Source organism: Streptomyces sp. NPDC043878 (genome assembly GCF_056435735.1).
Window position 1 is genome coordinate 43,748 of record NZ_JBWKDW010000025.1, and the last position, 26,718, is coordinate 70,465.

A 26,718-nucleotide genomic window follows, 5' to 3' on the forward strand; every position below is an offset into this window, starting at 1 on the left:
TCCTCGAACGGATCTGCTGCCCCTACGACTTGGAGCTTTCGTGCACCGCAGAATCATCGCGCCGGGCGCACTCGCCGCAGTCTCCCTGTTACTGGCGATCCCGGCATCGGCCGCGGGCGGCTCCCCCGGCGCGCCCGGCATCGGGGACCCCTACTACCCGGCCTACGGCAACGGCGGATACGACGTCTCCCACTACGACCTCCGGCTGAAGTACCAGCCGGCCACCGACGAGCTGGAGGGCACCGCGACCCTGCTGGCCCGCACCACGCAGGACCTGTCGCGGTTCGACCTCGACTTCCTGCTGGACGTCGGCGAGGTACGGGTCAACGGCGTGCCGGCGTCGTTCGCGACCTCCGGCCAGCACGAACTGGAGATCACCCCGAAGACGCCCCTGCCCGCGGGCACCCCGCTCACGGTGGTCGTCCGCTACAGCGGAGTGCCGTCCAGCAAGAGCGCGTACGGCTTCTCCACCTGGCACCGCACCCCGGACGGCGCGGTCGCGGCGGACGAGCCCGAGTCGGCCTGGTGGTGGTTCCCGAGCAACGACCACCCGCTCGACAAGGCGACCTACGACGTGTCGGTGGCCGTGCCGGACGGCACCCAGGCCCTCTCCAACGGCACGCTCCAGTCGACGAGTTCGAAGCTCGGCTGGACGCGCTACAACTGGCGCGAGAACAAGCCGCAGGCGACGTATCTGACCACGCTGGCGGTCGGCCGGTTCGACATCACGACCGGGACGTCCGAGGGCGGGGTGCCGGTCGTCAACGCGTACAGCAGGGACCTCGGTGACAACGACGGGGCCGCGCGGGCGAGCGTGGAACGCACCGGCGAGCTCGTCGACTGGCTGAGCGGCTGGTTCGGGCCGTATCCCTTCGGCTCGGCCGGCGGGTACGTCCCCAACACCACCACCGGGTACGCGCTGGAGACTCAGACCCGGGTGTACTACAGCCCGCGGCAGTTCGCGAACGGCTCGAACACGTCGGTGGTCGTGCACGAGCTGGCGCACCAGTGGTACGGCGACGACGTGTCGCTGAAGGGCTGGAAGGACATCTGGATCAACGAGGGGTTCGCGCGGTACGCGCAGTGGCTGTGGTCCGAGCACGAGGGCGAGGGCACCACGCAGGAACTCGCGGACTACGTGTACGCCTCGCACCCGGCCGACGACCCCTTCTGGACCGTCCGGCCGGGCGACCCGGGACCGGACGACCAGTTCGACACCGCCGTCTACGACCGGGGCGCGCTGGCCGTGCAGGCACTGCGCAACGCCGTGGGCGACGACGCGTTCTTCGCCGTCCTCAAGGGCTGGCCGCGGAAGTACGCCTACGGCAACGCCTCCGTCGCCGACTTCCGCGCGTACGCCGAGGAGGTGTCCGGCAGGTCGCTGGGAACGCTGTTCGACACCTGGCTCTTCCAGCCGGTGAAACCCGCGGCACCCGCGGCGCGCGGCGCGGGCCTCGCCAAGGCGTCGCAGACACCCGCGCGGCCGAAGTCCTGGCAGAAGATCGCCGCGACGAACGACGTCCACACCGGCTGACCCCGGGGCGCCGGGCGCGGTCGCGGGCGGGGCGCGCTCCGGGCCGTACGACCGCGTACCGAAGCCGTCGCCGTACGCCCGCGTACCGAAGCCGTCGCCGTGCGGTCCGCACACCGTACGGCGACGGCGGCGCCGCGTCCCGGTCACCGCCCGCGGTGCCCGGTCACCCGCCGAGGCCGGCCGGCTCCCGGTCCTCGGCGGCGGCCACGCGGCGGCGGACGCCGAACCAGCCGCCGACCAGGAGCAGCCCGATCAGCGGGACCAGGAGCAGGGTCCGGCGGCCGACCTCGGGGTCGTCCCACATCAGGCCGAGAACGGCCACGAGGAACGCGATGGTGACGGTCTCCGTGACCGGGCTGCCCGGCAGCCGGAAGGAGGGCCGGGTGACCAGGCCCCGGCGGGCGCGGCGCACGAAGACCAGATGACAGACCATGATGATCACCCAGGTGCTGATGACGCCGAGAGCGGCCACGTTCAGCACGATCTCGAACGCCTGGCTGGGCACGAGGTAGTTCAGGCCGACGCCGAGCACGCACACCGCGCAGGTCAGCAGGATGCCGCCGTAGGGGACCTGACTGCTGTTCATGCGGGCGGTGAAGCGCGGTGCCGAGCCCGCCATGGCCATGGAACGCAGGATGCGGCCGGTGGAGTACAGGCCGGAGTTGAGGGACGACATGGCGGCGGTCAGGACGACGAGGTTCATCACGTCGCCGGCCGCCGGGATGCCGACCTTCGACAGCACCGTCACGAACGGGCTCTCGTCGGCCGAGTAGACCGCACCGGGCAGCAGCAGGGCCAGCAGGACGACCGAGCCGACGTAGAACACGGCCACGCGCCACATGATCGAGTTCACCGCGCGCGGGACGACCTTCTGCGGCTCGGCGGTCTCGCCCGCGGCGACTCCGACCAGTTCCAGGGCCGCGTACGCGAAGATCACGCCCTGCACGACGAGGACGACGGGCATCAGACCGTGCGGGAGGACGCCACCGTTGTCCGTGATCAGGCCCGGGCCCGGGGTCGCGCCGTCCACGTCGTGCCGGGTGGCGAGGAGGAAGACGCCGATCAGCATGAAGCCGACGAGGGTGGCGACCTTGACGATGGCGAACCAGAACTCCATCTCGCCGAAGATCCGCACCGAGATCAGGTTCACCGCCAGGACGACCGCCAGCGCGATCAGGGCGAGCGTCCACTGCGGGACGGCGGTGAACAGGCTCCAGTAGTGGGTGTAGAGCGCGATCGCGGTGATGTCGGCGATACCGGTCGTCGACCAGTTCAGGAAGTACATCCAGCCGGCGACGTAGGCGCCCTTCTCGCCGAGGAACTCGCGGGCGTACGACACGAAGGAGCCCGAGGACGGGCGGTACAGGACCAGTTCACCGAGCGCCCGCACCACGAAGAAGGCGAAGAGGCCGCAGACGAGGTAGGCCAGCGCGAGCGCGGGACCCGCGTCGTGGAGCCGGCCGCCGGCGCCCAGGAAGAGACCGGTGCCGATCGCGCCGCCGATGGCGATCATGTTGACGTGGCGGGCCTTGAGGTCCTTGCTGTAGCCGGCGTCGCCCGCGTCGGTCGGCGGCGCGGGCGCCCCGGCGCGGGGAGAGGCGGTCCTGGCCGGGTCCACGGCGTTCTTGCTCACGGGTGGTTCCACTCTCTGGTGCGCCCGGGCGGGTCCCGCCGGGTGGTCCGGATGTGCGTCGGCCGCGCCCCTGTCGACGGCGCGGACCCAGGGGCCCGCCTTCCCCACCGGCCGCAGCGCACGCGGTGGGGTACGTCACAGCGGCTGCCGTCCCGGGTGAGCGGCGAACGGGTGCGGCGGGGGCCTCACGGAAGGTGCGGCGCGGGCTGCGCGGATGGGGCGGCAGAGGTTTCACACCACTGGTGGGACAGCGATACTGCTGCACATGACGACCGAGACCGGGGAGCCGACCCTCACGATCGACGAGCTGGCCGCGCGCGCGGGCGTCACGGTCCGCACGGTCCGCTTCTACGCCACCCGGGGTCTGCTGCCACCGCCGGTGATCGGTCCGCGCCGGGTGGGGCACTACGGCCGCGGGCACCTGGCGCGACTGGAACTGATCGAGGAACTCCAGCACCAGGGCATGACGCTGGCGGCCATCGAGCGCTATCTGCAGCAGCTCCCGGCCGGCCTGAGCGCCCGCGACCTCGCCGTCCAGCGCGCCGTGGTGGCGTCCTGGGCCCCGGAGTCCGTGGAGACGCTGGGGCGGGCCGACCTGGAGCGGCGGGCGGGGCGGGCGCTGGGCGAGGAGGACCTGGAACGGCTGGGCGCGATGGGCGTGGTGCGGCAGGAGGACGACGCCTACCGTGTCGACCTCGGGCTGCTCCGGCTGGGGGTACGGCTCCTGGACGTCCCCCTGTCGCAGGAGGCGATCTCCGCGGCGCGCGCGGTGCTCATCGAGCACTCACGGGCGGCGGCCCATGAGCTGTCGCTGCTCTTCCGCGGCGAGGTCGGGCAGCGGGACGCCCAGGACGTGAAGTCCCTGTCGGCCCACATGCACCCGCTGGTGATACAGGCCCTGCTGACGACCTTCCAGCGGTCCCTGAAGGAGGAACTGCACGAGTGGCTGGACGGGACACCCGCCCCGGGGGCGTCCTCCGTAGGACCCGCGCAGGGGGTGTCCTCCGTGGGGTGACCGGGCGGGGCGGGGCCGAGGCCGCCGCTCCGGGGACGGGCGCAGGCGGGCACCCGGTCCCGTCCCCCGGAGCGGGTCGCTCAGCGCGCGTCGGTGAAGCGCTCGCCCTTCTCCGCCTTCTCGACCAGCAGCGCCGGCGGCGTGAACCGTTCGCCGTAGCGTTCGGCGAGTTCCCGCGCGCGTGCCACGAACCCGGGCAGGCCGCCCTCGTAGCCGTTGACGTACTGCAGGACTCCCCCGGTCCAGCCCGGGAAGCCGATGCCGAGGATCGAGCCGATGTTGGCGTCGGCGACGGACGTCAGGACGCCCTCCTCCAGCAGCCTGACGGTGTCGAGCGCCTCCGAGAAGAGCATGCGCTCCTGCATGTCCACGAAGGGGATCCCGGCGTCCGCGCGCGTGAAGTGCTCCCGCAGGCCCGGCCACAGGGAGGTGCGCTTCCCGTCGGCGTAGTCGTAGAAGCCGGCCCCGCCGCTGCGCCCGGTGCGGCCGAACTCGTCGACCATGCGGTCGATGACGGCCTCCGCGGGGTGTGCGGTCCAGGTGCCGCCGGCCTCCTCGACGGCCCGCCTGGACTCGGCCCTGATCCTGCGCGGCAGGGTGAGCGTCAGCTCGTCCATGAGGGAGAGGACCTTGGCCGGGTAACCCGCCTGCGCGGCCGCCTGCTCGACGGACGCCGGCTCGATGCCCTCGCCGACCATGGCCACACCCTCGTTGATGAACTGCCCGATGACCCGGGAGGTGAAGAAGCCGCGCGAGTCGTTGACGACGATCGGCGTCTTGTTGATCTGCCGGACCAGGTCGAAGGCGCGGGCCAGCGCCTCCTCGCCGGTCCGCTCGCCCTTGATGATCTCGACGAGCGGCATCTTGTCGACGGGCGAGAAGAAGTGCAGCCCGATGAAGTCGTCCTGCCGCTCCACGCCCTCGGCGAGCACCGTGATGGGCAGGGTCGAGGTGTTGGAGCAGAGCAGGGCGTCGGGGCCGACGACCTCCTGGATCTCCTGGAACACCTTGTGCTTGAGGGCGACGTCCTCGAAGACGGCCTCGATGACCGCGTCGCAGCCGGCCAGGTCCTGCGGGTCGGCGGTGGGGGTGATGCGGGCGAGCAGCGCGTCCGCCTGCTCCTGGGTGCTGCGGCCCCGGGAGACGGCCTTGGCGCACAGCTTCTCGGAGTAGCCCTTGCCCTTGACGGCGGCCTCCAGCGACACGTCCTTCAGTACGACGTCGATGCCGGCGCGGGCGCAGGAGTAGGCGATGCCCGCGCCCATCATCCCCGCGCCGAGGACGGCGGCCCTGTGGACGGTGCGCGGCTCGACGCCCGCCGGGCGGTTGGCGCCGGAGTTGACGGCCTGGAGGTCGAAGAAGAACGCCTGGATCATGTTCTTGGAGGTCTGGCCGGCCGCCAGTTCCACGAAGTAGCGGGCCTCGATGACCTGCGCGGTCTCGAAGTCGACCTGGGAGCCCTCGACCGCGGCGGCGAGGATGTTGCGGGGGGCGGGGTAGGGCGCGCCGTTGGTCTGCTTGCGCAGGTTGGCGGGGAAGGCGGGCAGGTTCGCCGCGAACCTCGGGTTGGCGGGCGTGCCGCCCGGGATCCGGTACCCGGGCTTGTCCCAGGGCTGCTGGGAGACGGGGTTGGCGTCGATGTAGGCGCGGGCCTTGGCGATCAACTCCTCCGGGGTGGCGGCCACTTCGTGGACGAGGCCGTTCTCCTGGGCGCGCCGGGGGCTGTACTGGGTGCCCTGGAGCAGCACCTTCAGCAGCGCGTCGGCGATGCCCAGCAGGCGGACGGTGCGGACGACGCCGCCGCCCCCGGGGAGCAGGCCGAGCGTGACCTCGGGGCAGCCGATCCTGGAGCCGGGCGCGTCGAGGGCGACGCGGTGGTGGCAGGCCAGGGCGAGTTCGTAACCGCCGCCCAGGGCAGCGCCGTTGATGGCGGCGACGACCGGCTTGCCGAGGGTCTCGATACGGCGCAGGTCGCGCTTGACGGCGAGGCCGCCGTCGAACAGCTCCCGCGCGGTGTCGGGGGTGACGCGGATCAGGTCGCGCAGGTCGCCGCCGGCGAAGAAGGTCTTCTTGGCCGAGGTGAGGATGATGCCGCGGACCGCGTCGGGGTCGGCCTCGACGGCCGCCTCCAGGCGGTCCGCGATCACGGTGAGGGAGTCGCGGAACGCCCGGTTCATGGTGTTCGCGGACTGGTCGGGGTCGTCGAGGACGAGGGTGACGACACCGGTGTCGTCCTGTTCCCAGCGGATGGTGGTGCTCTCGGTCATGACAGGGTCTCCGTAGAAGTCGCTCGGGTCCGGATTCCGCCGGGTGTCAGATGCGTTCGACGATCGTCGCCACGCCCATGCCGCCGCCCACGCACAGGGTGGCGAGGCCGTACCGCTTGTCCTGGCGCTCCAGTTCGTCGACGAGGGTGCCGAGGATGATGGCGCCGGTGGCGCCGAGCGGGTGGCCCAGGGCGATCGCGCCGCCGTTGACGTTGACCTTGTCCAGGGACAGGCCCATGTCCCGCACGAAACGCAGGACGACCGCCGCGAACGCCTCGTTGATCTCCACCAGGTCGATGTCGTCGATGGTGAGTCCGGCCTTGGCGAGCGCCTTGCGGGTGGCGGGCGCGGGGCCGGTGAGCATGATGGTGGGTTCGGAGCCGGAGACGGCCGCGGAGACGATCCGGGCGCGCGGGGTGAGTCCGTAGCGGTCGCCGACCTCCCTGGAGCCGATCGCGACCAGGGAGGCGCCGTCGACGATGCCGGAGGAGTTGCCGGCGTGGTGGACGTGGTCGATCCTCTCGACCCAGTGGTACTTCTGCAGGGCCACGGCGTCGAAGCCGCCCAGTTCGCCGATGTCGGCGAAGGACGGCTTGAGCCTGCCGAGGGAGTCGGCGGTGGTGCCGGGGCGCGGGTGCTCGTCGTGGTCGAGGACGACGAGGCCGGCGCGGTCGAGGACCGGTACGACGGACCGCTCGAAGCGGCCCTCCTTCCAGGCGGTGGCGGCCCGCTCCTGGGAGAGGGCGGCGTACTCGTCGACGTCGCGGCGGGTGAAGCCCTCGATGGTGGCGATCAGGTCGGCGCCGATGCCCTGCGGGACGAAGTCGACGGCGAGGTTGGTCATCGGGTCGTTGAACCAGGCGCCGCCGTCGGAGGCCATCGGCACCCGGGACATGGACTCGACGCCGCCCGCGAGGACGAGGTCCTCCCAGCCCGAACGGACCTTGGCGGCGGCCATGTTGACGGCTTCCAGGCCGGAGGCGCAGAAGCGGTTCTCCTGGACGCCGGCCACCGTGTCGGGCAGTCCGGCGGCGATCGCCGCGATCCGGGCGATGTCCGAGCCCTGGTCGCCGACCGGTCCCACGACGCCGAGCACGATGTCGTCGATCGCGGCCGGGTCGAGGCCGGGGAAACGGGCGCGGATCTCGTGGATGAGTCCGACGACCAGGTCGATGGGCTTGGTGCCGTGCAGGGAGCCGTTCGCCTTGCCGCGTCCGCGCGGGGTGCGGATCGCGTCGTACACATACGCCTCGGTGGTCACTGGAACGCCTTTCGGGGAGGGTTAGCCGAGCAGGGAACGGCCGATGATCTCCTTCATGATCTCGGTGGTCCCGCCGTAGATGGTCTGGATGCGGCCGTCGGTGTAGGCCCGGGCCACGGGGTGTTCGCTCATATAGCCGTAGCCGCCGTGCAGTTGCAGGCAGCGGTCGGCGACGCGCTTCTGCAGCTCGGTCGCCCACCACTTGGCCATGGAGGCGTGCACCGCGTCGAGTTCGCCGTCCACGTGATCCTCCACGCAGCGGTCGAGGAAGGCGCGGGTGACGGCGCACTCGGTGGCCATCTCGGCGATCTCGAAGCGTATGTGCTGGAGCCGGGCGAGCGGCCGGCCGAAGGCCTCGCGCTCCTTCACGTACCGGGTGGTGATCTCCACGAGGTGTTCCGCCGCGGCGATCGCGGAGACGGCGATGCTGAGGCGTTCCTGGGCGAGGTTGGTCATCAGGTGCCCGAAGGCGCCGTCGCGTTCACCGAGCAGGTTCTCCTTGGGCACGCGGACGTCGTGGAAGGACAACTCGGCGGTGTCCTGTGCCTTCTGGCCGATCTTGTCGAGGTTGCGGCCCCGCTCGAAGCCCTCGGCGCCGCGTTCCACGACGAGCAGTGACAGGCCGTGCGCGCCGCCATGCGGGGTCGTCCTGGCCACGACGACGACCAGGTCGGCGAGGATGCCGTTGGAGATGAACGTCTTCGAGCCGTTGAGCAGCCAGTGGTCACCGCGGTCCGCAGCGTGGGTGCGGATGCCCTGGAGGTCGGAGCCGGCGCCGGGTTCGGTCATGGCGATGGCCGTGATCAGCGAGCCGTCGCAGAAGCCGGGCAGCCAGCGGCGTTTCTGCTCCTCGGTGCCGAGTCCGGTGAGGTAGGGGCCGACGATGTCGTTGTGCAGGCCGAGGGCGAGGCCGGCGGCGCCGGCCCGGGTGAACTCCTCGGTGAGCACGGCGCTGTGGCGGAAGTCGGGGGTGCCGCCGCCCCCGTACTCCTCGGGGACGGCGAGGCCGAGCAGGCCCTGCTTGCCGGCCGCCCGCCAGGCGTCCCGGGAGACGATGCCGTCCCTCTCCCACTGCTCGTAGTGGGGCAGCACCTCCCGGTCGAGGAAGCTGCGCACGGTGGCGCGGAACGCGTCGTGCTCGGGGGTGAGGATCCGCCGCTTCATCCGAGGTCCTTCGTGAGGTCGGGTACGTCCCAGTCGCGGGCCACGTCTGCCGCGGCCGCGCCCGGCAGCGCGGGCCCGGTGCGGACGGTGGTGGGGGTCGCGGAGAAGCGGGGTGCGGGGGCGGGCTGGGTGAGGCCGCCGTGGTCGGTGAAGGTGCCGCGGGCCGCGAGGTGCGGGTGGTGCGGTGCCTCGCGCAGCGTCAGGACGGGCGCCACGCACGCGTCGGAGTCCTCGAAGACGGCCGTCCACTCGTCCCTGGTGCGGGTTCTGAAGCGGGCCGCGACCGCCTCGCGCAGCTCTCCCCAGCGGGTCCAGTCGGTGCGGGCCCCGGCCTGGTCCTCGATGCCGAGCAGACGCAGGAACTCCGCGTAGAACAGCGGCTCCAGGGCGCCCACCGCCATGTACCGGCCGTCGGCGGTCTCGTAGGTGCCGTAGTAGGGGCAGCCGCCGTCGAGGAGGTTGGCCGAGCGCCGGTCCTGCCAGCCGCCCGCGGCGAGCATGCCGTGGATCATGGCGGACAGGTGCGAGGTGCCGTCGACGATGGCCGCGTCGACGACCTGGCCGGTGCCGGTGGCGCGCGCGTGGTGGAGCGCGGCGAGCACGCCGACGACGAGGTAGAGCGAGCCGCCCGCGAAGTCGCCGAGCAGGTTGGCCGGCACGGCCGGCGGGCGGTCGGGCGACCCGATCATGCCGAGGGCGCCGGTGAGCGCGATGTAGGTGACGTCGTGTCCGGCGCGTCCGGCGAGGGGGCCGTCCTGGCCCCAGCCGGTCATCCGGCCGTAGACCAGCCGCGGGTTGCGGGCATGGCAGGCCGCGGGGCCGACGCCGAGCCGCTCGGCGACGCCGGGGCGGTTGCCCTCGATGAGGATGTCGGCGCGTTCGGCGAGGTCGAGGACGCGGGCGGCGCCGTCCGGTGACTTCAGGTCGACGATCACGGAGCGCTTGTTGCGGTTGGTGATGTCGTGCTCGGGGGCGATGGCCAGCCCCGGGCCGCCGGGCCGGTCGACGCGGACGACGTCGGCGCCCAGGTCGGCCAGGAGCATGGCGGCGAACGGGCCGGGCCCGATGCCGGCCAGCTCCACCACGCGTACGCCGGTGAGCGGACCGTGTCCTGGCGTCCTTGCCGCTGCCATGCAGCCCCCATGGGTCGTGACACAACTGCTGTAACACCGATGATGCTAGGAACGTGTTCCACCGGGCACAAGGGCTGGGCGAGCAAGCGCTTGGCCAACACCCGGTGCCACCGGCCAGGGCCCGGCCCGGCGACCGCCGTGCCGGGGTCCGGCTCAGCGACCGCCGAGCGCCGCTATCGGGCGCGTGGAGGTGACCACCCCGAGCGCCGCTATCGGGCGCGTGGGGGTGACCAGCCGGTGGGTCTCGGCCAGCCGGGCGGCAGGCGGCGCGGCGGCCGGGTCGCCCTTTCCGGTCGAGGGGACCGGCACGCGCCCGGCTCCGGCGGACCCGCACCCGGCGAGGCCGCGGCCGGTCTTCGCGGCGGTCTCCCCCCAGCGGAACGGCTCGGTGGCGCCCGGCAGGCCGGGGGCGACGGCAGACGTCTTCTCGCGTTTCGTCAGGACGTTTCCGGACACGGCCATCGCGCACCTCCCACCTCGTCGTCGGACCACGCACCCCTCACGCTAGCCTCGGCCACCGACAACGGCGCGTGCTGCTGGACCGAGGGGTGTCATGAGCAGGCTGAACAGGACCGACCGTCCCTACGACATCGTGCTCTTCGGAGCCACCGGCTTCGTCGGGACGCTCACCGCGGAGTACCTCGCCGCCCATGCGCCGGACGGACTGCGCTGGGCGATCGCGGGACGCAGCGAGGAGAAACTGGAACGGTTGCGCGAACGGCTGCCCGGCGGTGCGGAGCCCGGCGTACTGCGCGCGGACGTGTCCGATCCGGCCTCGCTGCGCGCCCTCGCGGAGCAGGCGCGCGTGGTGGCCACGACGGTGGGCCCGTACGTGACCTACGGCGAGGAGCTCGTCGCCGCCTGCGCGGACACCGGCGCGGACTACCTCGACCTCACCGGGGAGCCGGAGTTCGTGGACCTGACGTACGTCCGGCACGACGCCCGCGCGCGCGAGACCGGCGCCCGGCTGGTGCACGCCTGCGGGTTCGACTCGGTACCGCACGACCTGGGCGTCTACTTCACGGTCCAACAGCTCCCGGAGGGCGTGCCGCTGACGGTGGACGGGTTCGTGACCGCGGACGCCGCCTTCTCCGGCGGTACGTTCGCCTCTGCGCTCGGCCAGTTCTCACGCGGGCGACAGGTGCTGGCCGCCGCGCGGGAGCGGCGCCGGCACGAGCCGCGGGTGCTGGGCCGGCGGGCCTCCGCCCCGACGGGCGCGCCGCGCTTCGCCCCCGAGGTGGGCGCCTGGGCGCTGCCCCTGCCGACCATCGACCCGCAGATCGTACGGCGCTCCGCGAAGGCCCTGGAGCGCTACGGCCCCGACTTCCGCTACCGGCACTACGCGGCAGTCAGGCGGCTGCCGGTGGCGGTGGGCGGCGCCGCGGGCGTGGGCGCACTCGTGGCGGCAGCGCAGCTTCCGTTCGTGCGCCGCCGGTTGTCCGACCGGCTCAGGCCCGGGGACGGACCGAGCGCCGAGAAGCGCGCGAAGAGCTGGTTCCGGGTGCGTTTCGTGGGTCAGGGCGGCGGCCGCCGGGTGTTCACGGAGGTCTCCGGCGGCGACCCCGGCTACGACGAGACGGCGAAGATGTTCGCCGAGTCCGCGCTGTCCCTGGCCCTGGACGAACTGCCGCCGACGGCGGGTCAGGTCACCACGGCCCAGGCGATGGGCGAGGCGCTGACCGGGCGGCTGCGCCGGGCGGGGATCACCTTCCGGGTGGCCGCGAGCCGCTGAGAGCCGCGGGGAGCCGCTCAGAGCCGCTGAGAGCGCGGGGAGCCGTGAGAGCCGCTGGGAGCGGCTGAGAACTGCTACAGCGGCCACTGCGCCACGGTGTGGATCACCCGCAGATCCAGGCGAACCCCGCCGGAGCGGCCAGGACCAGGCCGCCGTCACGGCGCGCTCGACGGGGCGCTCGACGGGGCGCTCGGGGTCGGCGAGCGGCTTGGGCGATCGGTGCGTCGTCATACGGCACAGCCTGCCGACGGCGGCGGCGCACCCGTACCCGTACCCGTACCCGTACCCGTAGGGGTACTCGGTTCCCGTACTCGGCCCGCCCGTCGGACCCGGGGCCTCTCGTTCGGATCAGGCCGGGCTCGCGGGGTCCGGTGCCGCGCCGCGCCGCGTCGTCGTCAAAGCGGGCCGGCCGGCGCGTCCGGCGGCAGGTCGTCCCCCAGTGCGCCGGCGATCCGGTCCCGGGCGGCCGGATCGCGCGCCACGGCGGCCAGGCGCACGGCGAGCGGGCCGATGGACCAGCCCGCGTGATGGTCGAAGAACGGGGGCGGTCCCGCCCTGTTGTGCGCGAGTTTCCCGACCAGTTCCGCCAGGCGCAGCAGCAGTCGCCGCTCCTCCGGCACCTGGCCGCCGTCCGCCGCCCCGGCCGCGCGTACCAGGTCGAACACCTCCCTGCCCCGGCTCCACCGGTCGCGGTCGCGCGCCAGGTCCAGCGCGGCCACGATCTCCGGTGGCCGGCTCCCCGGCTCCCCCGCCGCCGCCTCCAGCACGCGGCCGGCCCAGGTCACGGGGTCGCGCCGCGCCTCGAACAGGGTGCGCCCCCAGCTCTCGGTACGGTCCGCCGCCGCCCGCCGGAGCGGTTCTTCCGGCTACCGGGTCGTCTCCCGCAGTGCACGTCGGCACAGGGAGTCCGCCCTGCGGGTCGTCTCCGGAAGGCGGAACTCGGGGGTGAGGGCGAGGGTGTGGGCGCAGGCGGTGGACAGGCTGACGCGGTGGCCGACGGAGACGAAGACCGGCTTCACGGACGCGCGGGTGCGCAGCGCGCGGCCGACCTCCTCGTCGCCCGCCAGCAGCGGCGAGGACGCGCCGCGGCCGGGGGCCGGATCGTCGTAGGTGAACGTGAAGGGGTTCTTGGCGACGCCGATGGTGGGCAGCCCGGTGAGGACGCCGAGGTGGCTCGCGAGGCCGAAGCGGCGCGGGTGGGCCAGACCGTAGCCGTCGCAGACCACCAGGCCGGGGGGACACGGCAGGGCCCGGAGGGCGGCGAGGACCGCGGGGATCTCGCGGAAGGCGAGCAGTCCGGGGACGTACGGGAAGGAGACCCCGCCGACGGCGGTGGCCTCGGCGACGACGTCGAGGGTCTCCGCGTCCAGGACGACCGCCGCGGCGGCGACCACGTCGAGCTCGTCGTCGTAGGCGACGTCGACACCCGTCACGTGTCCCGTCCCGGGCGGCGGGCCCGGCTCGTCGAGCACCACCCGCCGCCGCAGCTCGTCCTGGACGGCTCGGGCCTCTTCCCCGCTCGCGGGCCAGTCCGCCGGGGTGCGTACGGTCGTCGTCATGGTGGGGCCGAGCGTACGGGTCCCCGGACGCACGGCGGCGTCCGGGGACGGGCCCGCGCGGTCACGGCCCGGCGGACGGGGCGGGTCAGCCCCCGTCCAGCGGGCGAGGCGGGTCAGCCCCCTCCAGCGCGCGAGGCGGGGTCAGCCCTTGTCCAGCGCGCGCTGCAGCTCGCTCTTGTTCATGCCCGAGCGGCCGTCGATGTCGCGGCGCCTGGCCTCTTCGTACAGCTGGTCGCGGGTGGGGCCCCGGGAGCCCTTTCCGGACCGTTCGCCGCCCCGCTGACCGGCCGACTTGCTGTCCTCGGTCGAGGTGCGGCTCGCGGTCTTCGACTCACCGGACCGGGCGCGTTCCTTGTTCACCGTGCGGGCCGCGATCTCCTCGGCACGTTCGGTGCTCTCGCCCCGGTCCTCGGCGCTGTCCTTGATGTGCTCGTACTGGCGTTCCCGCTTGGGGCTCGAACCACGTGGCATGTCCGTTCACTCCTTCCGGTCCGGTGCACGGGTACCCCCCTCGCGCGACTCCCCCACGTCGTCGCGGGATCAGCTCTCCAGCCGGGCCACCCGGCCCTTCTCGCCCGCCGCCCAGCACCCCTTGTCGGACGCGCAGTCCACCGTGTCGTAGGAGCCCGTGTCGACCGTGCGCCAGGTACGGCCGCCGTCGGTCGTCAGGTCGGTGCCGGTGGGGCCGACCGCGAGCGCGGCCGTGCGGGAGCGCGGGAGCCAGGCGACGCCCGAGCGGTAGGCGGGCGGGGGCGTGGCGGCGGCGCGCCAGGTGCCGCCGCCGTCGCCGGTCACGGCCGCCGCCCGCGGTGACGGCTGGTCGGCGCGGTAGTCGCCGCCGACCGCGAGCCCGTGGTGACGGTCGCGGAAGGCGAGGGCGAAGACACCGCGGGCCGGGTCGCCGGCCGGGATCGGCGCGTCGGCGGCCGTCCAGGTCAGTCCGCGGTCGGCGGAGTGCAGTACGCGCGCGCGGGCGGCCCCGCCGGTGGCCAGCCACACGTCCCGGGGCCCGGAGGCGACCAGGCACTGGCCACTGGCCGCGAAAGCGGCCTCGCCGTCCTGCGCGGCCGGCATGCCCCCGTTCGGCAGGACCTTCCAGGAGCGGCCGCCGTCGCTGGTGGACAGGATGCGGAAGGCGCCGTCCACCGGGTCGCTCATCGCGAGACCGTGGCGGTGGTCGAAGAAGGTGAGGCAGTCGTAGAAGGCGTCGGCGTCGGTGTTGCGGAAGGACTCGGTCCAGGTCGCCCCGCCGTCGTCGGTGCGGTAGACGCGGGACGCCTCGCCCTCCCCGATGGCCAGGACCACGGCCCGCCGCGCGTCGAACGCCTCGATGTCCCGGAACTGGAGGTCGGCGGCGCCCGGCGGGGAGACGTTCCGCCAGTTCGCCCCGCCGTCGGTGGTGCGCAGGACGGTGCCCTGGGTTCCCGCCACCCAGGCGGTGTTCCGGCTGACGGCCGACAGGCCCCTGAACCGCACGTCCGGGGTACCGCTGTCCTTGAGTTCCCAGTGCGGCGCCGGATGCCGGGGCGGGTGCGCCTGCGCCTGCGCCTGCGCGGGTACGGCCGTCACGGCGGCCAGCGCCGCCGCGCACAGCACGCCGGCCGCCGTACGCCGCAGACGTGCCGTCGTGCGTTTCGCCGGCACCCTCTGCCCCGCGGGTACCTTCCGCACCGCTCGCATCGTCCGTATCGCCGGTGCCGTCTGTGCTCCCTGTATCGCCGGTGCCGTCCGTATCGCCTGTACCGCCGGTGCCGTTCGTCGCGTGTTCCCCAAGCGCCTCATGGCGGGCGAAGCTAGCCCACCACCCCGGCGCCGTCCAGACGCCCTCGCCGCGTCACCGGCGTGAGGGAAGGTGGTGACGGACGTCACTCGGCACTCGTGTGCACGGATTGGCCGATTCCGACGTCTCATCGAGTGCCCGGCCTCGTCCACCGGCAGTCCGTCCGTCCGTCGCAAGGGAGCAAGGCGTTGTCCATCGTCATCGAGCAGCCCGTTGAGGCCCGTCTCGTCGCCGCCGCGCCGAGGATGTCGACCATTCCCGCCGTGCTGCACTACGACCGGCGCGACCCCTACGCGGTCCGTATGACCTTCCCCGCCCCGGCCACGCTGGAGGGTGTGGAGGTCTGCTGGACCTTCAGCCGCGAGCTGCTGGCGGCCGGTGTCCACGAGCCCCAGGGCCACGGCGACGTCCGGGTGCGGCCCTACGGCTACGACCGCACGGTCATGGAGTTCCACGCCCCCGAGGGCACCGCCGTCGTGCACGTCATGACGGGCGAGCTGCGCCGGTTCCTGGAGGCCACCGGCGAACTCGTACCGGTCGGCCTGGAGTACCTCCAGCTCGACCTGGACCACGACCTGGCACAGCTCATGCGGGACGCCTGCTGACCGGGCCCTCCCCGGTCCGTCGCCGCCGCACAGCGGGGTTTCCGGCGGCCGGCGGCCTCATTCGGCCACGGACGCCGCCGCCATCGCCGTACGCGCTTCCCTGACGACCGTCCGCAGCACCGGCACCGCCGCCCCGCAGCGACCGGCCAGCGCCTCCACGCGCTCCTCGGGCACGACGCGGTCCCTGCCCGGCAGCAGGACGCGCGGCTCCGCCGCGGCCGCCAGCGCCACCACGGCCGCGTCCCGCTCGGAGACCTCCGCGACCGGCACCGGCCCCAGCAGGACCTCCCGCGCCGCGGTACGCAGCGCGTCCACGGCCGCCTCGCGCTCCAGGACGTACTCCACCGTCGGGAAGACCCCGAGCACCCGCCGCTTCTCCGCGCGCAGATAACCGTCGGCGGTCAGCTGCTCGCGTACGGCCTCCACGGTGATCCGTGCCCGCAGCGTCACCCAGGTCCGCCAGCGGTGCGGCCGGGACTCCCGAACCAGTTCGAGCAGCCCGTCGAGGACCGGGTCCCCGGTCTCGGAGTCCAGGTCGGCGGGCGTGGCGATGCCGTCCTCGTCGGTGAGCAGACCGCGCTGGGCGAGTTCGGTGAGGGCGCCGGCCCGGACCAGCTGGGGCATACGGGTGGCGCCGGAGACCTCCCTCCCCATGGTGTCCCAGGCCAGCAGGCACAGCCGGGCCGGTAGCGAGAGCGAGCCGTCGGACACGGGATCTCCTTCGCGAGGTGCGGTCGGGGCCGAAGTTAACGCGTTGACAGCCGCCGGAGCCGTTCATACGGTGGACGACGGTTCTGTTGCCGTCGATCGGAGAAGGACGTTGCTCGTCTGAGGTTGTGAGACACCGTGTCACACACGTGAGGTGTGTGCGCAGCGTGCGACCTCGGCGTTCGAGCCGTCCCCCCGCGAGCAGGACCCGTTCTCCCTTTCAGGGTTCTCCCTCCGCCCGGTGCCCCGTCGTCGCCTCCCGGTGTCTCGATACGCGTCTGCCCCTGACCGCACCGAGCAACCACGGAGACCCGTATGTCCGCCTCCATCACCTGTACCTCCCTCTCCTTCGCCTGGCCGGACGGCACCGGCGTCCTCGACGGCCTCGACCTCGCCTTCGGCCCCGGCAGGACCGGCCTCGTCGGCGTCAACGGCTCGGGGAAGTCCACTCTGTTGAAGCTGATCGCCGGGGAACTCGCCCCGGCCGCCGGCACGGTCCGCGTGACCGGCGAGGTGGGCCACCTCCCGCAGAACGTCACGCTCGACACCGCGCTGCGGGTCGACGAGGCGCTCGGCATCGCCGACCGGCGGGCCGCGCTGCACGCCATCGAGGCGGGCGACGTGGCCGAGGAGCACTTCGAGACCGTCGGCGACGACTGGGACGTGGAGGAGCGCGCGCTCGCCACCCTCGGCGAACTCGGGCTCGGGCACATCGAACTGGACCGCACCGTCGGCGAGTTGTCGGGCGGCGAGTCGGTGCTGCTGCGGCTGGCCGCGCTGCTGCTGCGCCGGCCGGACGTCCTGCTGCTCGACGAGCCCACCAACAACCTCGACCTGTACGCGCGCAGACGGCTGTACGCGGCCGTCGCGTCCTGGCCGGGCGTACTGGTCGTGGTCAGTCACGACCGCGAACTCCTCGACCTGGTCGACCAGATCGCCGATCTGCGGGCAGGCCGCATCACCTGGTACGGCGGCAACTTCTCGGCGTACGAGGAGGCACTCGCCACCGAACAGGAGGCCGCCGAACGGATGGTGCGCTCCGCCGAGGCCGACGTCCGCCGCCAGAAACGCGAACTGGTCGACGCCCAGGTGAAGTTGGCCCGCCGCAAGCGCTACGGCCAGAAGATGTTCGAGCAGAAGCGCGAGCCGAAGATCGTCATGGGCGCCCGCAGACGCGCCGCGCAGGAGTCCGCGGGCAAGCACCGCCTGCTGCACGAGGAGCGGCTCAGCGGAGCCAGGGAACGGCTCGACGAGGCGGTGGAGGCCGTCCGGGACGACGACGAGATCCGCGTCGACCTGCCGTACACCGCCGTACCGCCGGGCCGGACCGTCCTCACCCTCCAGGATCTGCGGCTCGCGTACGGCGCCCGCGTCGACGGCGGCCTCGACCTGCGCGGTCCGGAACGCGTCGCGCTGATCGGACGCAACGGAGCCGGCAAGACGACGCTGCTGCGCACGATCGCAGGGGAGCTGCGGCCGGTGGCCGGCGAGGTGCGCGCGCACGTCCCGCTGCGTTTCCTGCCCCAGCGGCTGGACGTCCTCGACGGCGAACTGACCGTCGCCGAGAACGTGGCCCGGTTCGCGCCGGGCGCCACCGACAACCGGATCCGGGCCCGGCTCGCCCGCTTCCTGTTCCGGGGCGCCCGCGCCGACCGGCGGGCGGCGACCCTGTCCGGCGGTGAACGCTTCCGGGCCGCCCTCGCCGCGCTGATGCTGGCCGAGCCCGCGCCGCAGCTGCTGATGCTGGACGAGCCGACCAACAACCTCGACATGGCGAGCGTGCGGCAGCTGACCGGGGCCCTGGAGTCGTACGAGGGGGCGCTGATCGTGGCGAGCCACGACCTGCCGTTCCTGGAGTCGCTCGGCATCACACGCTGGCTGCTGCTCGACGGGAAGCTGCGGGACATCGCGCCGGAGGACATCGGGTGAGGCCGCCGGCCGCGCCGGAGTGTGTCGACCGGGCCACAGCCGGGCGGCCGGGGTTTTGCCCCCGCCCACCGGCCCTGCATGATGGCGGACCGGCGCCCGTCACGGGGCGCCGTCACCGTCCCGCCGATACGGAGTCCCCCTCGTGCCCAGCAAGAAGGCCCTCATCCGCCGCCCCGGTCCCCGACTCGCCGAGGGGCTGCTCACCCATCTGGAGCGCGAGACGGTCGACGTGGGGCTCGCGGCCGAGCAGTGGGAGGCGTACGCCGAGGCGCTGAACACGCACGGCTGGGAGACGGTCGAGGTGGACCCGGCCGACGACTGCCCCGACGCGGTCTTCGTCGAGGACACCGTGGTCATGTACCGCAACGTCGCCCTGATCACCCGTCCCGGCGCCGAGTCCCGGCGCGGGGAGACGGCCGGGGTCGAGGAGGCCGTGGCCCGGCTGGGCTGCTCGGTGAACTGGATCTGGGAGCCGGGCACGCTCGACGGCGGCGACGTGCTGAAGATCGGCGACACGATCTACGTCGGCCGCGGCGGGCGCACCAACGCGGCCGGCGTCCAGCAGCTGCGTGCCGTCTTCGAGCCGCTGGGGGCGCGGGTCGTCGCCGTGCCGGTGAGCAAGGTGCTGCACCTGAAGTCGGCGGTCACTGCTCTGCCCGACGGGACGGTCCTGGGCCGTATCCCCCAGCTGGACGCCCCCTCGCTGTTCCCGCGCTTCCTGCCGGTGCCGGAGGAGTCCGGAGCCCACGTGGTGCTGCTGGGCGGCGACAAGCTCCTGATGGCCGCGAGCGCCCCGAAGACCGCCGAGCTGCTCGCGGACCTCGGCCACGAGCCGGTGCAGGTCGACATCAGCGAGTTCGAGAAACTCGAAGGGTGTGTGACATGTCTCTCGGTTCGGCTGCGGGAGCTGTACGTTTGACAGTGAGGGGCACCCAGCCTTTCCGCCCGGGGACCTGCGAACCTCGCCCAACCGGCTCCATCCCCGGCACCCCGCCTGATCAGCGATCTTTACGGCGGGCTTAACCTACGGTCTCGTAACCTACGGATTCGTAGCCTACGATGCCGTAGGTTCCGGCATCGCAGCCGGTTTGCCCTGATTGAGTACGCGTCCCCCTGGAGTTTCCGTGACGATCACTTCCCCTCACCTCGGCAATTCTTCCGTCTGGACCGACGCCAGACTGCTGTACGCCCTGGAGGAAGTGGTCGAGAAGGAACTCAACCGGCACCTCGGGGTGGCCAAGGACTGGATGCCGCACGAGTACGTGCCCTGGAGCGACGGCCGCAACTTCCCCGGCATCTTCGAGGACGGCGAGGCCTGGGACAAGGAGCAGTCCAAGGTCACCGAGCTCGGCCGGATCGCGCTCGTGGTGAACCTGCTCACCGAGGACAACCTCCCCAGCTACCACCACGAGATCGCCTCGCTCTTCGGCCGCGACGGCGCCTGGGGCACCTGGGTGCACCGCTGGACGGCCGAGGAGGGCCGGCACGGCATCGTGATGCGCGACTACCTGCTCGCCTCGCGCGCGGTCGACCCGGACCAGCTGGAGCAGTTCCGCATGGCCCACATGAGTGAGGGCTTCGAGTCGGACAACCGCCACTCGATGCTGCACTCGGTGGCCTACGTCGCCTTCCAGGAGCTGGCGACCCGCGTCTCGCACCGCAACACCGGACACCAGTCGGGCGACCCGGTCTGTGACCGCATGCTGGCGCGCATCGCGACCGACGAGAACCTGCACATGGTGTTCTACCGCAACCTGCTCAAGGCGGCCTTCGACCTCGCCCCCGACCTGACCATGCAGGCCGTGCGCGACGTCATCGTGCATTTCCGCATGCCCGGCCACGGCATGCCCGGCTTCGAGCGGGCCGCGGCGCAGATGGCCATCGGCGAGGTCTACAACATGCGCATCCACCACGACGACGTGCTCCAGCCCGTGCTGCGCTTCCTGAAGGTCATGGAGATCGGTGGCCTCGGCCCGGAGGGGCTCAAGGCCCAGGAGGAGCTCGGCCTGTACATGGGCGGCCTGGACTCCGAGGCAGCGAAGTTCGACGAGAAGCTGGCGGCGCGCAAGGCGCGGATGGCCGCGCGGGCGGCCGGCTGACGCGACCCGGCTGACACGTCCGGCCGGCCCCGGGGTCCGGGGCCGGCCGGACGTCAGTGCGTCGTACGCCTCAGGTGCAGCCGCTCCTTCTCGGAGAGGCCGCCCCAGACGCCGAAGCGCTCGTCGTTGCGCAGCGCGTACTCCAGACAGGCGGGGCGCGTCTCGCACATGCCGCAGATGCGCTTCGCCTCACGCACGGAACTGCCCGGTTCGGGAAAGAAGAAGTCCGCCCCGGTCTGCGCGCACAGGGCCTGTCCCTGCCAGGCGCCGTCGGCCGGGGTGATGGTGTCGGTGTGCATGGCAGAGAGCGTGCCGTGCGGCGAAAAACGTTCGATCAACGCCGGATCAACGCCCCGGTCGGGGGTCGGCGGTCGGCGGTCGGGGGTCGGGGGTCGGGGGTCGGCGGTCGGCGGTCGGCGGTCGGCGGTCGGCGGTCGGCGGTCGGCGGTCGGCGGTCGGCGGTCGGCGGTCGGCGGTCGGCGGTCGGCGGTCGGCCCGATGATGCCGTCGCCGGTGCCGTGAGCGCACGGCGACGCGCGGGGGTGGGGAGCGGACGGCTCCGGTCGCGGCCGTGACCGGTACCCTCCTGGGCGTCCCCCGGCCGCCCGTCGTACTCCGGCAGCGATTGTCAGTGGGCGGTGCCAGACTCGGCTGTGCAGACAACGGGACCCATCCGAGGAGGGCACATGCTCACCACCCGTTTCGTCAACGGCGCACCGAACTGGATCGACGTCAGCACCTCCGACATCGACGGCGCCACCTCTTTCTACGGCGGTCTCTTCGGCTGGCGGTTCCAGTCGGCCGGACCCGAGGCCGGCGGCTACGGCTTCTTCCAGCTGGACGGCAAGACGGTCGCGGGCGGCATGCAGACCACCGCCGAGCAGGGCCCGCCCTCCTGGAACCTCTACTTCCAGAGCGCGGACGCGGAGGCCACCGCCAAGGCCGCCGAGCAGGCGCACGGCAGCGTGCTCATGCCGCCCATGGACGTGATGGACCGGGGCCGGATGGCGATCCTCGCCGACCAGGCGGGCGTGCCGTTCGGGATCTGGCAGCCCGGCCTGACCAAGGGCGTCGACGTGACGGGCGACCCGGGCTCCCTGTGCTGGGTCGAGTTGTACACGCCGGACATCGCGGCCGCCGCCGCCTTCTACCACGCGACCCTCGGCCTGGAGACCTGCGCCGTCCCCTTCGCCGGCGGCACCTACACCTCCGTCAACCCGGCCGGGCTCGGGGAGGACGCCATGTTCGGCGGTTTCGTCGGCCTGGCCGACGACCCGACCGAGGCGGCGACCGGAGCGTCCTGGCTGCCGTACTTCGAGGTCCCCGACGCGGCCGCCGCGGCCGATCGCGCCCAGGAACTGGGGGGCGGCGTGCGGATGCCCGCCACCGACCTCGAAGGCGTCGGCAGCATCGCGAAGCTCACCGACCCCTACGGAGCCCGTTTCGCCGTGATCAGAAGCGCGCCGCGGCAGCCGTGACGGCGGCGCCCGTCAAGCGGTCGGCGGCCCTGACGGAGACCTAGGCGGAGGCGCGTCGTACCAGCGTCGTCGGGGTGACCACCGCGGAGGGCACGTCGGCAGTGCCCTCGCGCCGTTCACCGGTGGCGGGGTGCTCCAGGCCGCGCAGCAGCAGGCGGGCCATCAGCCGGCCCATCTCCTCGATGTCCTGGCGGACCGTCGTGAGCGGTGGGTCGGTCTGTTCGGCGATGGGCAGCATGTCGTCGAAGCCGATCACGGCGACGTCCTCGGGCACCCGCCGTCCGTGTTCGCGCAGGACGCGCAGGGCGCCCGCCGCGGTCAGGTCGTTGGCGGCGAACACCGCGTCCAGGTCGGGGCGGCGGTCGAGGAGTTCCCGCATCGCCCGCTCGCCGCCGGCCGGCGTGAAGTCACCCTGGGCGATCAGCCGCGGGTCGGCGTCGGTCAGGACGTCCCGGAACCCGTCGAGCCGGTCCACCGCGGAGGTCTGGTCGAGGGCGCCGGTGATGTGCGCGACGCGGGTGCGGCCCAGGCCGACGAGATGGCGTACGGCCTCGCGGGCTCCGCCGCGGTTGTCGCTGTCGACGTACAGCACGCCGCTGCGGCCGTCGCTCCAGCCGGGCCGGCCGCCGAACACGGTCGGGATGCCCGCGCGCTGGATCAGTCCGGGCAGCGGATCGTCGAGGTGCAGCGAGAAGACGAGGGCGCCGTCGACGTGACCGCCGGCGAGATAGCGGCCGACACGGGCGTGGTCGTCACGTCCCTCCGTCAGCAGCAGCACGAGCTGGTTGTCGTGCGCCGTCAGTTCCTTGCTGATCCCGCGGAGCTGGAGGGCGAAGAAGGGGTCGGCGAAGACCCGGGTCTCCGGCTCGGCGACGACCACGGCGATCGCGTCGTGCCGCTTCGTGACGAGACTGCGGGCCGCCTGGTTGGGGACGTACCCGAGTTCCTCCACCGCCCGCCGGACCCGCTCCACGAGGGTTTCGCGCACCCCGTCCCCGCCGTTGACCACGCGGGAGACGGTGGCCCGGGAGACACCCGCCCGAGCGGCCACGGCCTCCAGCGTGGGGCGCTGCGCTGTCTCGGTCACTTCGCGGCTCCTCGTCGGCGGATGCGGATCAGGATAGCCGCGGCCGCGCGGACGGTGAGAGCGCTCTCGGCGGCGCTCGGGATCGAGGTCCGGCCGCGCCTGACGGCGATCCGGCCCTACGGCCGTGCGGTTCCGCCCACGGTCCGGGCCTGCCCGCGGTCCGGCCCGCCGACGCTCCGGTCCGGCAGCGGCCCGACGTCGCCCACCGGCCGGTCCGGCAGCGGCCCGACATCGCCCACCGGCCGGTCCGACGACGGTCCGGTTCCACCGACGCCCCGGTCCCGCCCGACGGCGATCCGCCGGCTACGGCGTCTCCTTCTTCGCCCGGCCCGGTGTCTTCCTCGCCCGGCTGGGCTGGACCCTGCTGGGCTCGCCCGGCATCTTCGGGTACTCCGGCGGGTAGGGCAGGTCGCCGAGGCCGTGGTCGTGCTCGTCGCGGCGCGCGAGGTCCAGCAGGGGTTCCAGGGAGAACGCGTGCTCGTCCATGTCGGCGTGCACGTCGCCGAGTTCGGCGAACCGCGCGGGCATCGTGGCGAGGTCGAAGTCCTGCGGGTGGGCCTCGCCGACCTCCTCCCAGCGCAGGGGCGCCGAGACCGGGGCGTGCGGACGGGGTCGTACGGAGTAGGCGGAGGCGATGGTGCGGTCACGCGCGGTCTGGTTGTAGTCCAGGAAGATGCGCTCCCCCCGCTCCTCCTTCCACCACTTGATGGTCACCCGGTCGGGCATCCGGCGTTCCATCTCGCGGCCGACCGCGATCGCCGCCCGCCGCACCTGGGTGAAGGTCCAGCGCGGCTCGATGGGCACGAAGACGTGCAGCCCGCGCCCGCCCGAGGTCTTGGGCCACCCGCGCAGCCCGCCGAACTCGTCCAGGACGGCGCGCAGTTCGTGGGCGGCGCGGGCCGCGTCGTCGTAGTCGGTGCCGGGCTGCGGGTCGAGGTCGATGCGGAGTTCGTCCGGGCGGTCGACGTCGTCGCGGCGCACCGGCCAGGGGTGGAAGGTGAGGGTGCCGTACTGGGCGGCCCACAGCACGGCGGCCTCCTCGGTGGGGCACATCTCGTCCGCGCTGCGGCCGCTGGGGAAGGTGATGTGGGCGGTCGGGATCCACTCGGGCATGTTCTTCGGCGCCCGCTTCTGGAAGAACGACTCGCCGCTCACGCCGTCCGGGTAGCGCTCCAGGGTGGTGGGCCGGTCGCGCAGGGCGCGCAGGATGCCGGGGGCGACGGCCTGGTAGTAGCGGGCGAGGTCCAGCTTGGTGAAGCCCCGCTCCGGGAAGAAGATCTTGTCCGGGCTGGACAGCCGTACGCTGCGGCCGCCCGCCTCCAGTTCCACCGCTTCGCCCATGCGAGCCACGGTAGGCGCACCCCGCATCCTTCGCATTTCTCCTGTCCGCCATATTTCCCTCGTCCCTCGCGTCACTCGCACACCGGGCGGCAGGGGACGTATGGGCGCAGAATCGGAGCATGGATCTGCCGGTGATGCCGCCCGTGAAGCCCATGCTCGCCAAGTCGGTGGCGAAGATCCCGCCCGGTATGCACTACGAGGCGAAGTGGGACGGCTTCCGGGCGATCGTGTTCCGGGACGGGTCCGAGGTCGAGCTCGGCAGCCGGACGGGCAAGCCGTTGACCAGGTACTTCCCCGAGCTGGTCGCGGCGCTGAAGGAGCGGCTGCCCGAGCGGTGCGTGCTGGACGGGGAGATCGTGATCGCGCGGGACGGACGGCTGGACTTCGACGCGCTCACCGAACGCATCCATCCGGCGGACTCCCGGGTGCGGACGCTTGCCGAGCGGACACCGTCGTCGTTCGTGGCCTTCGACCTGCTGGCACTCGCCGACGAGTCGCTGCTGGACCTCCCGCTGGCCGACCGCAGGGCGCTGCTGACCGGGGCGCTGGCCGGGGCGACGGCCCCTGTGCACGTGGCGCCGGCGACGACCGACGCCGAGGTGGCGCGGCGGTGGTTCGAGCAGTTCGAGGGGGCGGGCCTGGACGGTGTGGTCGCCAAACCGCTGGACCTGCCCTACCGCCAGGACGAACGCGCCATGTTCAAGATCAAGCACGAGCGTACGGCGGACGTCGTCGTCGCGGGCTACCGCCTGCACAAGAGCGGGCCCGTCGTGGGCTCGTTGCTGCTGGGGCTGCACGACGGGCAGGGGCGGCTCCAGCACGTCGGGGTGTCCGCCGCCTTCTCCATGCAGCGGCGCGCCGAGCTGGTCGAGGAGCTGGAGCCGCTGCGTATGACGGACGTCGCGGGCCACCCGTGGGCGGCCTGGGCGGAGGCGGCGGCGCACGAGTCGGACCGGCTGCCCGGCGCGCCGAGCCGCTGGTCGGGCAAGAAGGACCTGTCCTGGGTGCCGCTGCGCCCGGAGCGGGTGGCCGAGGTGGCCTACGACCACATGGAGAACGGAGCCCGCTTCCGGCACACGGCCCGGTTCCGCCGCTGGCGCCCGGACCGCACACCCGAGAGCTGCACGTACGCGCAGCTGGAGGAACCGGTGAGCTATGACCTGGCGGAGATCCTCGGCCCGCCGGTGTGACTCAGGGCTGCATCAGCACCTTGACCGCGCCGTCCTGCTTGCGCTGGAACATCTCGTACGCGTGCGGGGCGTCGGTGAGCGGCAGGTGGTGGGTGGCGAAGTCGTCCACGCCGAGCGGGTCCTCGTCGGTGAGGTAGGGGACGATCTCGTCGCTCCAGCGGCGGACGTTGGCCTGGCCCATCCGCATCTGGATCTGCTTGTCGAACAGCGTGAGCATCGGCAGCGGGTCGGCCATGCCGCCGTAGACCCCGCTGAGCGAGATGGTGCCGCCGCGCCGGACCAGTTCGATGGCGGTGTGCAGGGCGGCGAGCCGGTCGACGCTGAAGCGCTCGGCGAACGGGCCGCTCAGCTTCCTCGGCAGCAGGGCGGAGGCGTTCTGCACCATGCGGGCGGCGGCGCTGCCGTGGGCCTCGGTACCGACCGCGTCGATCACGGCGTCCGGGCCGCGTCCGTCCGTCTGGTCGCGGATCGCCTGGACCAGCTCCTTCTCGCTGTCGAAGCTCCTGAGGTCGAAGGTCTCCACGCCCCGGGCGCGGGCCCGGCGCAGCCGCTCGCTCACCAGGTCCACGCCGAACACCCGGCCGGCGCCGCGCACCTGGGCCACCCGGCAGGCCATGTCGCCGATCGGGCCGAGGCCGAGGACGGCGACGCTGCCGCCCTGCGGGACGTCCGCGTAGGCGACCGCCTGCCAGGCGGTGGGCAGGACGTCGGAGAGGTAGACGAAGCGGTCGTCGGCCGGGCCGTGCGGGATCTTGATGGGGCCGAACTGCGCCTGCGGCACCCGCAGATACTCGGCCTGGGCGCCCGGCACCGCGCCGTACAGCCGGGTGTAGCCGAACAGGGCGGCTCCCATGCCCTCGCTGGTGACCTGGGTGGTCTCGCACTGGGTGGGCAGCCCGGTCAGGCACATCCAGCAGTCGCCGCAGGCGATCTGGAACGGCACCACGACCCGGTCGCCGACCGAGAGGTCGGGCACGCCGGCCCCGACCGCCTCGACGATGCCGATGGGCTCGTGCCCGAGGATGTCGCCCGGCGTCATGAACGGCGTGAGCACCTCGTAGAGGTGCAGGTCGGACCCGCACAACCCGCTGGAGGTGACGCGGATGACGGCGTCCGTCGGCTTCTCGATCCTCGGGTCCGGCACGTTCTCCACCCGCACGTCCCGCTTGCCCTGCCAGGTCACTGCCTTCATGACGCGCACTC

At 72.9% G+C, this 26,718-nt stretch carries 24 protein-coding genes; 9 read left to right on the top strand and 15 right to left on the bottom strand.

Annotated features, from left to right (window positions below; translation table 11 throughout):
- The first annotated feature begins 40 nt into the window (after window positions 1-40).
- Window positions 41-1,534 carry a M1 family metallopeptidase gene (locus AC07AZ_RS29470; protein WP_478853024.1) on the top strand — a complete coding sequence of 498 codons (1,494 nt, stop codon included), beginning with the start codon at window positions 41-43 and terminating at the stop codon, window positions 1,532-1,534.
- Window positions 1,535-1,697: 163 nt separating this feature from the next.
- Here AC07AZ_RS29470 and AC07AZ_RS29475 read toward each other — a convergent pair whose 3' ends face one another.
- Window positions 1,698-3,167: an amino acid permease gene (locus AC07AZ_RS29475; RefSeq protein WP_478853026.1), complete on the bottom strand. Its 1,470-nt coding sequence runs from the start codon at window positions 3,165-3,167 to the stop codon at window positions 1,698-1,700.
- A 265-nt stretch (window positions 3,168-3,432) separates the two neighbouring features.
- Between AC07AZ_RS29475 and AC07AZ_RS29480 the strand changes: the two genes are divergently transcribed.
- Entirely contained in the window at window positions 3,433-4,182 is a 750-nt protein-coding gene (locus AC07AZ_RS29480; RefSeq protein WP_478853028.1) for a MerR family transcriptional regulator, read from the top strand.
- A gap of 80 nt (window positions 4,183-4,262) precedes the next feature.
- Here the strand turns inward: AC07AZ_RS29480 and AC07AZ_RS29485 are convergent, their stop codons facing one another.
- From AC07AZ_RS29485 to AC07AZ_RS29505, 5 genes are all read right to left on the bottom strand, one after another.
- On the bottom strand, window positions 4,263-6,449 hold the full coding sequence (locus AC07AZ_RS29485; protein ID WP_478853030.1) for a 3-hydroxyacyl-CoA dehydrogenase NAD-binding domain-containing protein: 2,187 nt from the start codon (window positions 6,447-6,449) through the stop codon (window positions 4,263-4,265).
- Window positions 6,450-6,495: 46 nt separating this feature from the next.
- Window positions 6,496-7,710 (bottom strand): acetyl-CoA C-acetyltransferase, encoded by a 1,215-nt coding sequence (locus tag AC07AZ_RS29490; protein WP_478853032.1) that lies wholly within the window; start codon window positions 7,708-7,710, stop codon window positions 6,496-6,498.
- Between the two features lie 21 nt (window positions 7,711-7,731).
- The gene (locus AC07AZ_RS29495) at window positions 7,732-8,874 is read right to left on the bottom strand and encodes an acyl-CoA dehydrogenase family protein (RefSeq protein WP_478853034.1); all 1,143 of its coding nucleotides are present in this window, start codon (window positions 8,872-8,874) and stop codon (window positions 7,732-7,734) included.
- Window positions 8,871-10,007, bottom strand: coding sequence for a CaiB/BaiF CoA transferase family protein (locus AC07AZ_RS29500; RefSeq protein WP_478853036.1), 1,137 nt, complete (start codon window positions 10,005-10,007; stop codon window positions 8,871-8,873). The genes AC07AZ_RS29495 and AC07AZ_RS29500 overlap by 4 nt, the downstream gene beginning before the upstream one ends.
- A 153-nt stretch (window positions 10,008-10,160) precedes the next feature.
- The gene (locus AC07AZ_RS29505; RefSeq protein ID WP_478853038.1) at window positions 10,161-10,469 is read right to left on the bottom strand and encodes a hypothetical protein; all 309 of its coding nucleotides are present in this window, start codon (window positions 10,467-10,469) and stop codon (window positions 10,161-10,163) included.
- A 91-nt stretch (window positions 10,470-10,560) separates the two neighbouring features.
- Here AC07AZ_RS29505 and AC07AZ_RS29510 point away from each other — a divergent pair, with 91 nt between their 5' ends.
- Window positions 10,561-11,739 (top strand): saccharopine dehydrogenase family protein, encoded by a 1,179-nt coding sequence (locus AC07AZ_RS29510; protein WP_478853040.1) that lies wholly within the window; start codon window positions 10,561-10,563, stop codon window positions 11,737-11,739.
- A gap of 395 nt (window positions 11,740-12,134) precedes the next feature.
- On the opposite strand, the gene AC07AZ_RS29515 is transcribed toward AC07AZ_RS29510, so the two are convergent.
- The 4 genes from AC07AZ_RS29515 to AC07AZ_RS29530 form a co-directional block, all read right to left on the bottom strand.
- The gene (locus AC07AZ_RS29515; RefSeq protein WP_478853042.1) at window positions 12,135-12,524 is read right to left on the bottom strand and encodes a hypothetical protein; all 390 of its coding nucleotides are present in this window, start codon (window positions 12,522-12,524) and stop codon (window positions 12,135-12,137) included.
- 81 nt (window positions 12,525-12,605) lie between these two features.
- On the bottom strand, window positions 12,606-13,298 hold the full coding sequence (locus tag AC07AZ_RS29520; protein WP_478853044.1) for an endonuclease V: 693 nt from the start codon (window positions 13,296-13,298) through the stop codon (window positions 12,606-12,608).
- Window positions 13,299-13,439: 141 nt separating this feature from the next.
- A complete protein-coding gene (locus AC07AZ_RS29525; RefSeq protein WP_478853046.1) occupies window positions 13,440-13,769 on the bottom strand; it encodes a plasmid stabilization protein in 330 nt (109 codons plus the stop codon).
- Between the two features lie 69 nt (window positions 13,770-13,838).
- Window positions 13,839-14,891: a WD40/YVTN/BNR-like repeat-containing protein gene (locus tag AC07AZ_RS29530; RefSeq protein WP_478853193.1), complete on the bottom strand. Its 1,053-nt coding sequence runs from the start codon at window positions 14,889-14,891 to the stop codon at window positions 13,839-13,841.
- Window positions 14,892-15,266: 375 nt separating this feature from the next.
- Between AC07AZ_RS29530 and ssgD the strand changes: the two genes are divergently transcribed.
- Window positions 15,267-15,683: a spore wall synthesis regulator SsgD gene (gene ssgD / locus AC07AZ_RS29535; protein ID WP_478853048.1), complete on the top strand. Its 417-nt coding sequence runs from the start codon at window positions 15,267-15,269 to the stop codon at window positions 15,681-15,683.
- Between the two features lie 57 nt (window positions 15,684-15,740).
- On the opposite strand, the gene AC07AZ_RS29540 is transcribed toward ssgD, so the two are convergent.
- Window positions 15,741-16,394 carry a GOLPH3/VPS74 family protein gene (locus AC07AZ_RS29540; protein WP_478853050.1) on the bottom strand — a complete coding sequence of 218 codons (654 nt, stop codon included), beginning with the start codon at window positions 16,392-16,394 and terminating at the stop codon, window positions 15,741-15,743.
- Window positions 16,395-16,706: 312 nt separating this feature from the next.
- Between AC07AZ_RS29540 and AC07AZ_RS29545 the strand changes: the two genes are divergently transcribed.
- The 3 genes from AC07AZ_RS29545 to AC07AZ_RS29555 all read left to right on the top strand — a co-directional run bounded on the left by AC07AZ_RS29545 (window position 16,707) and on the right by AC07AZ_RS29555 (window position 20,419).
- Window positions 16,707-18,320 (top strand): ABC-F family ATP-binding cassette domain-containing protein, encoded by a 1,614-nt coding sequence (locus AC07AZ_RS29545; RefSeq protein ID WP_478853052.1) that lies wholly within the window; start codon window positions 16,707-16,709, stop codon window positions 18,318-18,320.
- A 142-nt stretch (window positions 18,321-18,462) separates the two neighbouring features.
- Window positions 18,463-19,239, top strand: coding sequence for a dimethylargininase (gene ddaH / locus AC07AZ_RS29550; protein WP_478853054.1), 777 nt, complete (start codon window positions 18,463-18,465; stop codon window positions 19,237-19,239).
- 205 nt (window positions 19,240-19,444) lie between these two features.
- Window positions 19,445-20,419, top strand: a complete 975-nt coding sequence (locus tag AC07AZ_RS29555) for an acyl-ACP desaturase (RefSeq protein ID WP_478853056.1) — start codon at window positions 19,445-19,447, stop codon at window positions 20,417-20,419.
- Between the two features lie 53 nt (window positions 20,420-20,472).
- Here the strand turns inward: AC07AZ_RS29555 and AC07AZ_RS29560 are convergent, their stop codons facing one another.
- Window positions 20,473-20,718, bottom strand: a complete 246-nt coding sequence (locus AC07AZ_RS29560; protein WP_478853058.1) for a WhiB family transcriptional regulator — start codon at window positions 20,716-20,718, stop codon at window positions 20,473-20,475.
- Window positions 20,719-21,105: 387 nt separating this feature from the next.
- Here AC07AZ_RS29560 and AC07AZ_RS29565 point away from each other — a divergent pair, with 387 nt between their 5' ends.
- Window positions 21,106-21,897: a VOC family protein gene (locus AC07AZ_RS29565; protein ID WP_478853060.1), complete on the top strand. Its 792-nt coding sequence runs from the start codon at window positions 21,106-21,108 to the stop codon at window positions 21,895-21,897.
- Window positions 21,898-21,937: 40 nt separating this feature from the next.
- Here the strand turns inward: AC07AZ_RS29565 and AC07AZ_RS29570 are convergent, their stop codons facing one another.
- Together AC07AZ_RS29570 and ligD are read right to left on the bottom strand one after the other, a co-directional pair.
- On the bottom strand, window positions 21,938-22,984 hold the full coding sequence (locus tag AC07AZ_RS29570; protein ID WP_478853062.1) for a LacI family DNA-binding transcriptional regulator: 1,047 nt from the start codon (window positions 22,982-22,984) through the stop codon (window positions 21,938-21,940).
- 303 nt (window positions 22,985-23,287) lie between these two features.
- Window positions 23,288-24,325: a non-homologous end-joining DNA ligase gene (gene ligD / locus AC07AZ_RS29575; RefSeq protein ID WP_478853064.1), complete on the bottom strand. Its 1,038-nt coding sequence runs from the start codon at window positions 24,323-24,325 to the stop codon at window positions 23,288-23,290.
- 119 nt (window positions 24,326-24,444) lie between these two features.
- On the opposite strand from ligD, the gene AC07AZ_RS29580 reads away from it, so the two are divergent.
- The gene (locus AC07AZ_RS29580) at window positions 24,445-25,515 is read left to right on the top strand and encodes an ATP-dependent DNA ligase (RefSeq protein WP_478853066.1); all 1,071 of its coding nucleotides are present in this window, start codon (window positions 24,445-24,447) and stop codon (window positions 25,513-25,515) included.
- A 1-nt stretch (window position 25,516) separates the two neighbouring features.
- Here the strand turns inward: AC07AZ_RS29580 and AC07AZ_RS29585 are convergent, their stop codons facing one another.
- Complete coding sequence (locus AC07AZ_RS29585) at window positions 25,517-26,707, bottom strand: zinc-dependent alcohol dehydrogenase (protein WP_478853068.1); 1,191 nt, start codon at window positions 26,705-26,707, stop codon at window positions 25,517-25,519.
- Window positions 26,708-26,718 lie beyond the last annotated feature (11 nt).

Bases quoted from the DNA above. Each gene is read 5' to 3' on its own strand.
- AC07AZ_RS29480 (WP_478853028.1), top strand. From the start codon at position 3,433: ATGACGACCGAGACCGGGGAGCCGACCCTCACGATCGACGAGCTGGCC.
- AC07AZ_RS29485 (WP_478853030.1), bottom strand. From the start codon at position 6,449: ATGACCGAGAGCACCACCATCCGCTGGGAACAGGACGACACCGGTGTC.
- AC07AZ_RS29495 (WP_478853034.1), bottom strand. From the start codon at position 8,874: ATGAAGCGGCGGATCCTCACCCCCGAGCACGACGCGTTCCGCGCCACC.
- AC07AZ_RS29500 (WP_478853036.1), bottom strand. From the start codon at position 10,007: ATGGCAGCGGCAAGGACGCCAGGACACGGTCCGCTCACCGGCGTACGC.
- AC07AZ_RS29505 (WP_478853038.1), bottom strand. From the start codon at position 10,469: ATGGCCGTGTCCGGAAACGTCCTGACGAAACGCGAGAAGACGTCTGCC.
- AC07AZ_RS29510 (WP_478853040.1), top strand. From the start codon at position 10,561: ATGAGCAGGCTGAACAGGACCGACCGTCCCTACGACATCGTGCTCTTC.
- AC07AZ_RS29520 (WP_478853044.1), bottom strand. From the start codon at position 13,298: ATGACGACGACCGTACGCACCCCGGCGGACTGGCCCGCGAGCGGGGAA.
- AC07AZ_RS29525 (WP_478853046.1), bottom strand. From the start codon at position 13,769: ATGCCACGTGGTTCGAGCCCCAAGCGGGAACGCCAGTACGAGCACATC.
- AC07AZ_RS29545 (WP_478853052.1), top strand. From the start codon at position 16,707: ATGTCCGCCTCCATCACCTGTACCTCCCTCTCCTTCGCCTGGCCGGAC.
- AC07AZ_RS29560 (WP_478853058.1), bottom strand. From the start codon at position 20,718: ATGCACACCGACACCATCACCCCGGCCGACGGCGCCTGGCAGGGACAG.
- AC07AZ_RS29565 (WP_478853060.1), top strand. From the start codon at position 21,106: ATGCTCACCACCCGTTTCGTCAACGGCGCACCGAACTGGATCGACGTC.
- ligD (WP_478853064.1), bottom strand. From the start codon at position 24,325: ATGGGCGAAGCGGTGGAACTGGAGGCGGGCGGCCGCAGCGTACGGCTG.
- AC07AZ_RS29580 (WP_478853066.1), top strand. From the start codon at position 24,445: ATGGATCTGCCGGTGATGCCGCCCGTGAAGCCCATGCTCGCCAAGTCG.
- AC07AZ_RS29585 (WP_478853068.1), bottom strand. From the start codon at position 26,707: ATGAAGGCAGTGACCTGGCAGGGCAAGCGGGACGTGCGGGTGGAGAAC.